This is a genomic window from Ancylobacter sp. TW_SC_1, from assembly GCF_056836805.1.
Window position 1 is genome coordinate 2,006,470 of record NZ_CM166365.1, and the last position, 12,340, is coordinate 2,018,809.

Here is a 12,340-nt window from a genome sequence, read left to right on the forward strand (position 1 = left end):
CGATGACCAAGCTCTCCGCCCGCCAGAGGTTCGATGGATCCGCCATCACGGCGCGCGGCGTCGGCCTGAAGCTTGATCGACTGGCTCGGCACTTCGGCGATGCGCGCGTGCTGGACCATATCGATCTCCACATTCCGCCCGGACAGTTCGTCGCCATCGTCGGCAAGAGCGGCTGCGGCAAGTCCACGCTGCTGCGGCTCGTCGCCGGGCTCGACCGGCCAAGCGCGGGACGGATCGTGTTCGAGGGCCCGCACGACAGCGAGGCGGTACGCATCATGTTCCAGGAACCGCGCCTGCTGCCCTGGGCGCGCGTGCTGGCCAATGTCGAGGTCGGGCTTCCGGCCTCGGTGGCGGGTGAGCAGCGCCCGGCGCGCGCCCGCGCTCTTCTCGACGAGGTGGGGCTGGCGGACCGGGCGGGCGAATGGCCCTCGGTGCTCTCCGGGGGGCAGCGCCAGCGCGTTGCGCTCGCGCGCGCACTTGCCTCTGGCCCGCGGCTTCTGGCGCTCGACGAGCCGCTCGGCGCCCTCGACGCGCTGACCCGCATCGAGATGCAGGCGCTGGTGGAGCGCATCTGGCGCGAACAGGGCTTCACCGCGATCTTCGTCACGCACGACGTTTCCGAGGCGCTGGCGCTCGCCGACCGGGTGCTGCTGATCGACCATGGGCGCGTGGCGCTCGACCTCGCCGTCGATCTTCCCCGCCCGCGCCGGCGCGGGTCGGCCGAACTCGCCGAGCTGGAGGGGCGCATCCTCGCCCAGCTCTTCTCCTCCTGACCTCCTGACCCCGCGCCACATGCGCCGCGTCCTGCGAAAGGCCCCGCTATGACCATGCTTTCCCGCCGCATTGTGCTCGCCGGCCTCGCCGTCACTCTCTCCGCGCCGGCGCTGAAACCGGCTTTTGCCGCCGGCAGCGAGGTGCGCGTCGGCTTCCAGAAATACGGCACGCTGGTGCTGCTGAAGGGGCGCGGCATCCTGGAGAAGAAGCTGGAGCCGCTCGGCGTGTCGGTGAAGTGGGCGGAATTCGCCGCCGGCCCGCAGATGCTGGAAGCCTTGAACGCCGGCGCCATCGACATCGGCCAGACCGGCGAGACCCCGCCGATCTTCGCGCAGGCGGCGAGCGACAATCTCGTCTATCTCGCCAATGAGCCCCCGGCGCCGAAGGGCGAGGCGATCCTGGTGCCGCACGATAGCCCGATCCGGTCGGTGAAGGACCTGAAGGGCAAGACGGTGGGTCTCAACAAGGGATCGAACGTCCATTTCCTGCTGGTGAAGGCGCTGGAACAGGCCGGCCTCGCCTATTCCGACATCACCGTGAAGTTCCTGCCGCCCGCCGACGGCCGCGCGGCATTCGAGAAGGGCGCGATCGACGCCTGGGTGATCTGGGATCCTTTCCAGGCCTCGGCCGAGGTGGCGAGCAAGGCGCGCGTACTGACCACGGCGGAGGGCATCGTGCCGAACTACCAGTTCTATCTCGGCACGCGCGGCTTCGCCTCGGCCAATCCGAAGCTCATCGAGGCGCTCATCGGTGCGATCCACGAGACCAATGCGTGGATCCAGAAGGACCCGGCCGCGGCGGTGGCCGAACTCGCGCCGACGACGGGCATCCCGGCGCCGATCCTCTCCATCGCCATCGGCCGCCAGAGCTTCGGCGTCGGCCCGCTGACCGAGAAGGTGATCGCCGACCAGCAGCTCATCGCCGACACCTTCTTCGAACTGGGCCTGCTGCCGAAGCGGATCAGGGTGGCCGACGCCGTGGTGCGGCCGGGTCTGTGAGGCGTGCCGCCCATGTCGACCGCCACTCCTTTCAGTGATCAGGCCTCCATCGCTTGTCCGGAGCGGCGTTGCCGTGCGTCACTTGCCCAGACGCCTGAAGTCATAGACGGCCAGGGTCCGGCAATTGGCCATGCCGGCGGCGGCGAGTATGGCCGCGTTGGCTCCCTTCGCCGCGCCGATGCGCAATTGCATCGTGGCCGTCGCGCGTTCGGGGGTCAGCAGCGTCGACGTCAGGTCCGCGCTGACCTCCAGAACGCCGTTGGACGGGATGTCGAGCCGCCCTTTGAAGCGGCCCGGCGCCACCTCGGTCCATTGCACGATCGGTGCCGATGCGCCCCCCGACAGGCGCTCCGGATGGAAGCGTCCGTTCCAGGTGACGGGCACCGTGGCGCCCATATCGTCGACGATGGGAGGCGCCATCTGCGCCACCTGCGGCAGGCAGCCGGACATGGAACTCACTCTCACCGAACTCCGCCACAACCCGTCCCTGGGAGTCATGGATTCGAACAGCTGCACCTCGCAGCGACCCGTGCCCCCGGCCGCGCGATGCACCTCGTCGGCGTTGCGCGGCGAGAGATAGGTCTTGCCGCCCATCGACACCAGCGTCATGCGCGTCGCATTGGCGGGGATGTCGGGCCCGAGCAGGAACGCCAGATCGTCCTGACTGATGTCCACCAGCGCACAGGTGCAGCCGCCCGGGCCGCAGCGCGCCACCATGAGTTCCTCGCCACTGTTCTGCTGGGCCTGCGCCATGACCGGCAAAAGGGCCGTCATGGCGGTGATCAGGAGACGTCGTATCAAGAGGCCTACTCCGTTCCAGACAGCTGCGGGGCGAGGATTTCGAGCGGGTCGAGCCCGTCGGGGAGCTTCACCTCGATGCCGCCGATCGCCTTGATCATGCCGGTGGGCACGTTCCCCGGTGCCGTCCGGGTGTTGGGCGCACGCGACGGGCCCGCGGGCGCCGCGACCTCCAGTGTCGCCGCCAGGATGCGATAGGCCTGCAGGTCGGGTCCCGACATCGGCTCGGTGCGGCAGAGCGTGCCGATCGCGATATCCTCGCAGGGGCCGAGCATGGCGTCCCATTGGCGGGAGTTCAGCGCGATCATCGTCTCGTTGCGGTCCGGCCGCAGCGGCAGGAAGACGGTCGAGGGGTAGCGGGCGGCGACGCCGGCCGCGGTTTCCATCACCAGCGGGGCTTCCATCCCCCAGCCGCTGGGCAGCAGCAGGTCGAGGCCGGTGGCCGCATCGCGATCAAGGCAGGGCTCCGGGGCGTCGCAGGCCCGCGCGAGACCGTCGATCTCGACCGCCTCGCGGGCCGTGTAGGCGGGAGGCCCGACGGCGATATCGAGAGGTACCGGCGATGCGGAAAGCTGCTTCAGCGCCATATGGGTTATGCCCGCGCCGTCGGCCGGCTTGCCGGTGATCAGCCACAGGCCGGGGTCGATCCGCGTCTGCCAGGGCCCGGCGACCGGATCGGTGCTGGCAACGGCAAGGGTATCCTGACCGCCGACGGGGGAGGCGAACCAGCGGATGGAGCCGCCGGCGGGGGCGCCTGCGAGCCGCAGCGTCACCAGGCCGTCGTCGGCCCGGGCGTCGTCCTCGCCGGCGGGACTGAGTTCGCGCGAGGGCGGGATGACGAAGCGGTTCGCGGCCCCCGCAACCACGGTGATCCGGCCCGCGAAGACATTGTCTCCCGCATCGCCGACGACATCGTACTGGCCGGGGAAGAAGTCCGCCTCGACCGGATCCGGCGTGCCCTCATTCATCGCCCAGGCTTCGGGCGGCAGGTTCTGTCCCGGAACCGGGGTCGCCGACCACACGATATTGAACCCCATCGTCCCCATGTCGGCCTGAAGCGTGATCGGCACGAGATCCTGCGGCGTCAGCGAAGAGCCGTCCTGCGAGGCGGGTGAGGCCGCGGTCTCGATCCGGTTGGGCGCGGGCGCGGGAGCGGCCTCGACCTTCTCCAGCACCACGGTGATCGGCCGGCGGGCGATGACGTCCCTGTCGCCGAAGACATAGAGGAACTCGTAGATCCCCGGCTCGTCCGGCATGCGGAAGCTCAGCGGGTTGCCGCTCTTCACATAGTCGTAGGTGACGCGGTCGCCATCGCTCTGCCGCACCAGCTGGATGTTGTCATAGTCCGCGGCGGGACCGGTCCACGCGACGGCGACCTCGGAGCCCACCTGCGCCCTGTCCGGGGCTGTCAGGGCGACCTTTGCCTCCGTCAGGCTGATCGGGCGGGAGAAGATGACGTCCTGATTCTTGAAGGCATAGACCAGGGTGAAGCGTCCGGGAGCGAAGGGCAGGCGCAGCCTGACCGGGTTTCCATCGCTGACGGCCGCCTCGGCGACGCGCTCGCCCCTGGCGTCGAGAAGCTGGATGTAGTCGTGCTCCGCCGAAGGCCCGGTCCAGCCGACCTCGATGAGCGCGCCGGCCGGCGCGCTGTCGGGCGCGCTCAACATGACCTCCGCCTTCGTCACGGTCAGCGGGCGGCGCGCGATGATGCCGGCGGCGCGCTGGGAATAGACGAGTTCGTAGCGCCCCAGTTCGAAGGGCAGGCGAAGGGAAAGCGGGTTCTCGTTCCCGACGGCGGCTTCGGCGACACGTTTGCCCTTCCCGTCGAGAAGATGGATGTAGTCGTAATCACCCTTCGGCGCCTCGAACCCGACCTTGAGTACCGATCCGGCCGGTGCGCTGTCCGGTGCGCTCAGTCTGGCGGTGGGCAGTGCCGGCTTGGGCGCCGGTGGCGGTGCCGGAGCCGCGACCGTCGAGGCGAGGGCCTCGCGCAATGCGTTCGCGTTGGAGGCCTCGATATAGCGTCCGCCAGTATTCTCCGCGAGGCACGCGACCTGCGCGCCTTCCGCCTTGGTCAGGCCGAAACCGATGACATGGGCGGTGAAGTTCAGCCCCGCCGCCTCCAGTTCCCGGCCCAGCGCGCACGGGTCCGCATTGCAGGTCTCCAGCCCGTCTGTCACCAGCACGACGGTCGCCGCCTCCTCGCCGTATCGCAGCGCCTCTGCGGCCTGGCGGACCGCGTCGGACAGCGGCGTCTTGCCGAGGAAGCGCATGGTGCTCACCCGCTCGCCGATCGCCCGGGCGGTGCCCTTGGCGGGCGCGACCATCAGCTCGATGTCGCGGCAATCGCCCTTGGTGCGGTGGCCATAGGCCATGAGGCCCAGCTCCTGATCGGCCGGCACCGTGCCGAGGACCTTGGCGACGGTTTCGCGGGCCACTTCCAGCTTGGTTCGCCCGTCGATCTGGCCCCACATCGAGCCCGAACCGTCCATCACGATGATGGTGCGCGGCGCCTCGGCCTGCGCCAGTCCGGCCGACAGGAGAATCGCGGCCAGTGCGTGTTTGAGCGGGGACCTCATGTCGGTTTTCCTTGTGTGTCGAAGCCGATGCGCGTGCTCACCCAGGCTCCGGCGCGCCGGCCGAGGGCCTTGAATTTGTCGGAAGCGCGGTCGAGCCTGGCTTCCCATTCGGGATTGGGTGTCTGGCCGGCGGTCAGCCTGAAATAGGCCTGCAGCATGCAGGCGATGGCGAAGGGTTCGATGATGGCGACCTTGAACGCCCACGCGAACAGGACGGCGAAGACGAAGCCGCCCGCGGAGACCTGGCCCGGCATCAGCCAGACCACGGCGCCCGCCGGAACCAGCATCACGAGAAAGACGAGCAGCGAGAACAGCCAGACCCAGGCCGTCACCCAGGCCGCGCTCATCATCAGCGGCCGGGCGTTCTGGGCATAGAGCACCAGTGCCGCGCGCGAGGCGGTGTAGGGATCCTGCCCGCGATTGTTGAAGCAATAGGCGAGCATCACCTCGTCCATCAGCCCCACGGCAATCTTCAGATAGGCGCGCAGGATCGACGCCAGCTTGTCCAGCCCCGGAACAGGCAGGAGCGACAGCACTCCTTCCAGAAGCCCGGTCACGGCACGGATCGTACCCTTGATCAGATGGTCGATGCCGAACAGCACGTTCGAGGTGCCGAAACGCTCCGTCACCATCATCTGTGCGTAGGCGATCTGGCCCTGGCCATGCGGAATCTCGCGATTCTGCAGCAGCTCGACCATGACGGCGATATGGCCGGCCTTGACGATGTACAGGATGTATTCGCGCAGCAGATACAGCACGGCGCCGACGAGCCCGAAGCCGGCAGCTGCGCCGTAAAGTCCAGCGGATAGCCGGGTCTCATCCTCCCAGAGGGCGCCTATTCCATAGCCGACCCCGGCGCCGATGCCGGTCGCCAACACATAGGCGGCGGCGATGCCGGCATAGACCAGCAGGCGAAAGACAAGAAAGGGAGCGGTCCTGCGCATGAGCGCGAGCGAGGTGGAAACCTTGAAGGCTGACACTCTGAAAATCCCGATATGGCGGCGCAAGCGAGCCTATGGGCATCAGAGAACCGGCAATACTACCATATGGTAGTCGCGGCTTCCCCACCGGCAGGATCGGTCTTTCCCGATGGGGTGCCGCATCCTCGGCGCGGTTCGTTCCGTCGCGACGCCTCAGGGACGCGAGCGCCGGCCGCCCGGAACGCGTGGCCGCGCCGCTGCCCGGCGAGGATGGAGGAAGAAGAACGCGGTTCCCTCCACCAGGAACGCGATGCCGAGCCGAGCGCCGACCACCATGCCCGTCACCGCCAGCGGAAAGGACAGCGCGAGCAGCGAGCCCGCCGTTATGCCCTGGCCGATGGTGCATCCCCCGCACAGCACGCCGCCGACCCCCATCAGCACGGCGCCCGCCAGATGGCGCTTCATCTCGCGGGCATCGTCGAACGCCTCCCAGCGGAATTCGTCGCTGGCGCGCGCGGCGGCAAAGGCGCCGATGATCACGCCGGCAATCGAGGCGGTACCGAAATTGACGAGAGTGCCGGCATCGAACAGCAGGCCCTGCAGCGTGTTTGCCGCGGGCGCCACGAAGGTGAGGCTCTGCGGTCGCGCCGCCTGCGCGAACTCGTCGACCAGATGCTGCGTGGCCAGCCAGCCGCCGATCACGCCGAGCCCCATGACGGCGCCCGCCGTGAGCAGGCGCCGGGCCTTGCGCAGGCGAATGTCGGTCAGCGCCAGCGCGATCAGCACCGCGGCCGCCGCCGCCGCCAGGACGGCGCGGCTGGAGACGCCGAGAACCGGGTCGACGAGGCCGGGCAGATCCGCTTGCCCCGAGACCGGAATGACGAGAGCCATCGCCTCGCCGACATTGATCCGGTAGACCGCCAGCGTGCCGCGCAGCACGGCATAGGCGGTGGCGGCGAAGACCAGCAGCACCACGAGGCTGCGCAGGTCGCCCGAGCCGAGCTTCACGCAGCTGCCGAAGGCGCAGGTTCCCACCAGCGCCATGCCGAGGCCGAACATCAGCCCGCCGAGCGCGATGCCGATCCACGGCAGCGCGCCGGGGACGTAGGAAGTGGCCTGCGGATCGAGCAGGTCGGCGAGGATGAGAAACTGCGTCCCGGCAATGGCGATGCCGAGCGCCAGCCCGAAGACGCGCAGACGGCGGGTGTCGGAACCCACCAGCGCGTCCTCGATGGCGCCGAAGCTGCACAGGCGCGCACGGCGGGTGGTGAAGCCCACGGCGACACCTATGGCGAGGCCGGCCAGGGCGGCCCACCACGAATTGAAGTCGTCCATCGCGCCCGGTCCTCCCGTACCACGCCATCGCAGGCTTCTGCCCGTCTCGGCCGGCGCTTTTGTTTTTTCAGTCTTCCTTGCTTCCGCAGAAGATGTCGTAGATCACCCCGATCAGCTGCCGCACATCGTCGTCGGCGAGGCTGTAATAGACTGTCTTGCCGTCCCGGCGCGTGGTGACGAGATCGTCCAGCCGCAGGCGGGCGAGCTGCTGCGACACGGTCGGCTGGCGCAGCGACAGGATGTTCTCGAGCTCGGTGACGGAACGCTCGCGCTCCGCCAGCAGGCACAGCACCAGCAGCCTGTTTTCGTGCGACACGGCCTTGAGGAAATCGCTCGCCGCGCGCGCATTGCGCATCAGTCGGTCGAGCTCGGGCGAGACTTCCGGTCCATCCCGGAGCTCGTCTTCTATGCGTTTCGAAACGATTCCAGCCATTACCACGTCGCTTTCACCTCCAGCTTACCGAAACCGATGACCCCCGCAAAAGCCTCAGGGAGTTCGGGACAGTTTTTTCGTCAGATCGGCAAGCAGGCCCCACATCGCATCCTCGCCAGCATAGCCCAGGATGCGTCCCACTTCGCGCCCATCTTCCACCAGCACGAAGGTCGGCGCGAGCCGGACCGGCGTGGCGAGAACCAGACCGGACATGTCGCCCTCGTCGATGTCGATCCGTCGCATCGGCGCCAGCCGGCCTTCTTGCGTCTTCGGATAGATCGGCGCGACCTCGCGGTCGAAGTGCAGGCACCATACGCAGCCTGGCCGCTCGAACACCAGCAGTTCCGCCGCCCGCGCGGGCAAGGCGAGCATCAGCAACACGCCCAGCAGGCCGAGCCCGAGGCCGACGGCCGAACGGGTGCTCATCTTCGCGTGATCGTGGGCGTCCATTGAACCTGTCCGATGACGTCGGGGCACGCTTGTTATATATACGCATTCGAATATGAATACGACGGTCAATCCGCCGCAGAGCGGGTGCCGATCGGAGGAAACGCCGTGTCGCTGGACATCACGCTGCCGGGGGCCTTCGGGGCTGGCCTCCTGTCGTTCGCCTCGCCCTGCGTGCTGCCGCTGGTGCCGGCCTATCTGGGCTTTCTCGGCGGCGCGGGCCGGGGCCTGTCGGGCGAGGGCGCGACACGCGGGCGGCTGGTTTCGCTCTCCGTCATCTTTGTCGCCGGCTTTGCCAGCGTCTTCATCCTGCTCGGCGCCACGGCTTCGCAGCTCGGCCAGTGGCTCGCCGTGCATGCGCCGGTGCTCACCATCGTCGCGGGGGCGATGCTGATCCTGTTCGGCCTGCATTTTCTCGGCCTGCTGCGCATTCCGCTGCTGTACCGGCGGGTGGCGCCGGATGTCGCGCGCGCCCCGGCCGGATTTATCGGCGCCTATCTCGTCGGCCTGGCCTTCGGCTTCGGCTGGACGCCCTGCGTCGGACCGATCCTGTCGATGATCCTGATCCTCGCCGGCACCGAGGATTCGCTGGCCAAGGGCGTGCTGCTGCTTGCCGCCTATGCTGCCGGGATCGGTTTGCCCTTCATCGCCGCGGCGGCGTTCTCGACCGGCTTCCTGCGCTGGTCGGCGGCGATGCGCTCGCGGCTCGGCCTGGTCGAGAAGGCGTCCGGCGTGCTGCTTGTCGCCACCGGCTTCGTCTTCATCGGCGGCTGGATGCCGCAATTGTCCGCCTGGCTGCTCGACGCCTTCCCCACACTCGGCGCGATCGGATGAGCGCGCCTGCGATGGAGCCGATCATGGATGTTCGCCTGACACGCCGCGCGCTTGCTCTGGGCGCAGGCGCGCTCCTGCTGCCCGCCGGCCCCGCCCGCGCGGCGGCCCGCCTCGGCGATGACGGGCTCTATGTGCAGGACTGGTATGTGGAGAGCTTCCTCGACCTCGCCGACGATGAGGCGACGGCGCGCGGGAAGGGGAAGATCCTCGCCCTGCAGTGGAGCCAGCGCGGCTGCCCGCTCTGCAAGCGGCTGCACACCGAGTACTTCGCCGATCCGACGATCGAGGCCTATGTGCGCGACCATTTCGACGTCGTGCATCTCGACATCTACGGGTCGCGGGAGGTGACGGGCTTCGACGGCGCGTCCCTCACGGAGAAGGCGCTGGCCGGCCACTACGCCGTGCGTGCCACGCCGACCTTCCAGTTCTTCGGGGTGCGCGAGGGCAGGGTGGTCGAGGTCGCCCGGCTGCCGGGCCTGCTGCCCAAGCCGGAATTCATGGCCATGTTCAGATATGTCGAAGCCGGCGCCTATGACAGCACCGGCTTCGAGGCCTGGATGGCGGCGCAGAAGGCGCCCTAGGCGCGCGCCTATTTGTTGACCGGCGAGTCCGGGTCGAACAGATAGGCGACGACGTCCTTGATCTGCTGTTCGGTCAGCACGCCGTTGACGCCGAAGCGCGGCATGCTGGAGCAGGCCAGCGTGGCCTGCGCGTCATAGACCTTGGCGAAGGCGGCCTTGGCGTCTTCCGGGTCGAACTTGCGCTCGCGGCCGTAGCCGACAAGGCTCGGGCCGAGCGTGCCGTAGCTCACTTCCTTCGGGTCGAGCTGGTGGCAGGCATAGCAATTGCCGCCGCTGACCGTGCCGGGCGGATCGCTGAACTGCCCGCCGCGCCCGTTCTGCGCGACCTTGGCGCCGTCCTTCCAACTGCCGAGGACGGAGCCTTCCGGGAAGGTGATCCGGACCTCCTCCAGCTTCATGATCGTCGCGGCCTGTTCGGGCGAGGGATTGTTGCGCGTCAGCGAGCAGATGCGCTGCGTCTCGTCCTGCTGCAGGCGGGACCCCCAGCCCTCCGGCAGCTTGGTGAAGCCCGCCTTCACGACCGCATCGACGCGGGCCGGATCGACGGTGGTGCCCTCCTGGGCGGTGGCGGCCAGCGGCAGGGCGGTGATGACGGCGACCTGCGCGACGCGTTTCATGAGCGATGTGAATGACATGTGCGCCTCCCTCAGCGTTTGATCGACGGGACTTTGAGCTCGCCACCCTCGGCCTGCTTGGTCAGATAGAGGGTGAGGGCGGTCACGACGTCCGAGCCGTAGTCGGGGGGCGGCATGCGCATCTGCCGGTAACAGTCCCACATGCGGTGCTGCATGGTGCGCAGCGCGCTCTGCGACACGCGGTAGGTCGGCCAGGTGCCCATGGTGAGCTGAGCGTCCTTGCCGGGGATGTCCAGCTGCGGCAGCGCCTGCAGCCGGATGCGCTTGCCGGCGGCGCCGTGGCAGGTGGAGCAGGAGAAGTCGTTGATCGAGGAGCGGCGGAAGAACAGCGCCTCGCCGATGGCGTACATCTCCTTTTCCTGCGGCGTCGCCAGCTCGACATGAAGCTTCATGCCGTCGGACTTGTTGGCGACGAAGGCGACGAGGTCCTCCATGTCCGAGGTGCGCCCCGGGCCGGAGAACGGCTTGGCGACGATCGGCTTGGTGTCGAAGCCCTGGATCGTCTGCATGCACCACAGCAGGCGCTGTTCGAGGTCCATCACCTTGCCGGAATCGGCGAAGTAGCGGGGCAGGTGGGCATAGGCGCCCTCCAGCTTGCCCGGCCCCTCGCCGAGATCGCAGGTCTCCAACGAGACGTTCTTGGTGCCGCGCGGCTCGCTCCACAGCACCTCGCCGCGGTCGACGTTGAGGTAGCCCGGATTGGCCATCGGGTCCTCGATCATCTGGCGGTAGCGTTCGATCTCCTTCTCGCTCTCGTCCTCGGCGCCCTGCGCGGTGGTCAGGATGAAGGGCAGCGCGATGAGGGCGAGGGTCAGGCATCCGGCGACGAAACGCCGCGTCGGTTGGGCGTGTTCCTTGGGTCGGATCGGTTCCTTGGGCATGTGCTTCCCCAGCTGTTGAGCCGCGTCTGCACCCTTCTTGCGAGGGTGTTGAAGCGGTCTCAGTGGCGAGCGATGATAGGCTTTGGCGATCGCTCGATAGCCCACTTTACATTCAAAAAATTTAATATCACAATATGTATGTTCGTCACCGGCAAAAAAGATCGCTGACGACATAATCAAAGCAAAAACAAAACGTTGGCGCTCGACGCCAGCAGGAGGACGCCTGATGCAACTTCGCAGTTGGACTCCGTCGCGACGGGAAACCATGGGGATTGGCCTGGCCGCCATGCTGGCGGCGGTGCTCGCTCCGCGGCTCGTCATGGCGAGCGAGGAAGCCGTCGCGGCCGAGCTCAAGAAGCTCTACGGCGACACGTCGATGGCCGAGGGCAAGATCAAGCTCGACCTGCCCGAAATCGCCGAGAACGGCCTCGTCGTGCCGCTCAACATCGACGTCGACAGCCCGATGACCGAGCAGGATTACGTGAAGGCCGTCCATGTCTTCGCGGATGGCAACCCGCTTCCCCAGGTCGTGACCTACAAATTCACGCCCCAGTCCGGAAAGGCGGCGGCCTCGGTGCGCATGCGCCTCGCGCAGACGCAGAACGTCATCGCCGTGGCCGAGATGTCGAACGGCGCGCTCTACACGACGAAGGCGCAGGTCAAGGTCACGATCGGCGGCTGCGGCGGCTGAGCGCTGCGTCCGGCCTCCCGTGCCGGCGCCGACGACACCTGGGGAAACGACAAGGAAACGCCAACATGGCCATCAAGTCCAAGCCGCGCATCAAGGTGCCTTCCGAAGCGAAGGCCGGCGAGATCATCGAGATCAAGACGCTCATCTCGCACGAGATGGAAAGCGGCCAGCGCAAGGATTCGTCCGGCAAGCCCATTCCGCGCGCCATCATCAACAAGTTCACCGCCAGCTTCAACGGCAAGCCCTTCTTCGAGGCGGACTGGTTCACCGCGGTTTCGGCGAACCCCTATCAGGCCTTCTTCTACAAGGCGTCCGAATCGGGCGAGTTCACCTTTGTCTGGAAGGACGACGACGGCTCCGAGCAGACGGCGACCGCCAAGCTCACCGTCGCCTGATCCCGCCGCCGCGCCACGCGCCGGCGTCCGGCAGGCATG

The 12,340-nt window shown here is 67.8% G+C and carries 14 protein-coding genes; 6 read left to right on the top strand and 8 right to left on the bottom strand.

The genetic code is table 11. The features are described 5' to 3' along the window. Positions 1-2: 2 nt before the first annotated feature. Positions 3-773 carry an ATP-binding cassette domain-containing protein gene (locus tag AC1PZ7_RS09215; RefSeq protein ID WP_482359165.1) on the top strand — a complete coding sequence of 257 codons (771 nt, stop codon included), beginning with the start codon at positions 3-5 and terminating at the stop codon, positions 771-773. 48 nt (positions 774-821) lie between these two features. Further along, positions 822-1,772, top strand: coding sequence for a sulfonate ABC transporter substrate-binding protein (locus AC1PZ7_RS09220; protein WP_482359166.1), 951 nt, complete (start codon positions 822-824; stop codon positions 1,770-1,772). Between the two features lie 78 nt (positions 1,773-1,850). Here the strand turns inward: AC1PZ7_RS09220 and AC1PZ7_RS09225 are convergent, their stop codons facing one another. The 6 genes from AC1PZ7_RS09225 to AC1PZ7_RS09250 all read right to left on the bottom strand — a co-directional run bounded on the left by AC1PZ7_RS09225 (position 1,851) and on the right by AC1PZ7_RS09250 (position 8,287). Continuing rightward, the gene (locus tag AC1PZ7_RS09225) at positions 1,851-2,573 is read right to left on the bottom strand and encodes a hypothetical protein (protein WP_482359167.1); all 723 of its coding nucleotides are present in this window, start codon (positions 2,571-2,573) and stop codon (positions 1,851-1,853) included. Between the two features lie 5 nt (positions 2,574-2,578). Then, entirely contained in the window at positions 2,579-5,149 is a 2,571-nt protein-coding gene (locus AC1PZ7_RS09230; protein ID WP_482359168.1) for a vWA domain-containing protein, read from the bottom strand. Continuing rightward, positions 5,146-6,129 carry a hypothetical protein gene (locus tag AC1PZ7_RS09235; RefSeq protein ID WP_482359169.1) on the bottom strand — a complete coding sequence of 328 codons (984 nt, stop codon included), beginning with the start codon at positions 6,127-6,129 and terminating at the stop codon, positions 5,146-5,148. The genes AC1PZ7_RS09230 and AC1PZ7_RS09235 overlap by 4 nt, the downstream gene beginning before the upstream one ends. 153 nt (positions 6,130-6,282) lie before the next feature. Further along, on the bottom strand, positions 6,283-7,404 hold the full coding sequence (locus tag AC1PZ7_RS09240) for a YeeE/YedE family protein (RefSeq protein ID WP_482359170.1): 1,122 nt from the start codon (positions 7,402-7,404) through the stop codon (positions 6,283-6,285). 67 nt (positions 7,405-7,471) lie between these two features. Beyond that, positions 7,472-7,837 carry an ArsR/SmtB family transcription factor gene (locus AC1PZ7_RS09245; protein WP_482359171.1) on the bottom strand — a complete coding sequence of 122 codons (366 nt, stop codon included), beginning with the start codon at positions 7,835-7,837 and terminating at the stop codon, positions 7,472-7,474. A gap of 54 nt (positions 7,838-7,891) precedes the next feature. After that, positions 7,892-8,287 carry a hypothetical protein gene (locus tag AC1PZ7_RS09250; RefSeq protein WP_482359172.1) on the bottom strand — a complete coding sequence of 132 codons (396 nt, stop codon included), beginning with the start codon at positions 8,285-8,287 and terminating at the stop codon, positions 7,892-7,894. 105 nt (positions 8,288-8,392) lie between these two features. Between AC1PZ7_RS09250 and AC1PZ7_RS09255 the strand changes: the two genes are divergently transcribed. Beyond that, positions 8,393-9,118 carry a cytochrome c biogenesis CcdA family protein gene (locus AC1PZ7_RS09255; RefSeq protein WP_482359173.1) on the top strand — a complete coding sequence of 242 codons (726 nt, stop codon included), beginning with the start codon at positions 8,393-8,395 and terminating at the stop codon, positions 9,116-9,118. Between the two features lie 23 nt (positions 9,119-9,141). Next, on the top strand, positions 9,142-9,699 hold the full coding sequence (locus tag AC1PZ7_RS09260; protein WP_482359174.1) for a SoxW family protein: 558 nt from the start codon (positions 9,142-9,144) through the stop codon (positions 9,697-9,699). An 8-nt stretch (positions 9,700-9,707) separates the two neighbouring features. On the opposite strand, the gene soxX is transcribed toward AC1PZ7_RS09260, so the two are convergent. Both soxX and soxA read right to left on the bottom strand, forming a co-directional pair. Continuing rightward, entirely contained in the window at positions 9,708-10,334 is a 627-nt protein-coding gene (gene soxX, locus AC1PZ7_RS09265; protein WP_482359175.1) for a sulfur oxidation c-type cytochrome SoxX, read from the bottom strand. 11 nt (positions 10,335-10,345) lie between these two features. After that, positions 10,346-11,215, bottom strand: coding sequence for a sulfur oxidation c-type cytochrome SoxA (gene soxA / locus AC1PZ7_RS09270; protein ID WP_482359176.1), 870 nt, complete (start codon positions 11,213-11,215; stop codon positions 10,346-10,348). 226 nt (positions 11,216-11,441) lie between these two features. Here soxA and soxY point away from each other — a divergent pair, with 226 nt between their 5' ends. Next, the gene (soxY, locus tag AC1PZ7_RS09275; RefSeq protein ID WP_482359177.1) at positions 11,442-11,906 is read left to right on the top strand and encodes a thiosulfate oxidation carrier protein SoxY; all 465 of its coding nucleotides are present in this window, start codon (positions 11,442-11,444) and stop codon (positions 11,904-11,906) included. Positions 11,907-11,971: 65 nt separating this feature from the next. Then, positions 11,972-12,301 carry a thiosulfate oxidation carrier complex protein SoxZ gene (gene soxZ, locus AC1PZ7_RS09280; protein WP_482359178.1) on the top strand — a complete coding sequence of 110 codons (330 nt, stop codon included), beginning with the start codon at positions 11,972-11,974 and terminating at the stop codon, positions 12,299-12,301. Positions 12,302-12,340 lie beyond the last annotated feature (39 nt).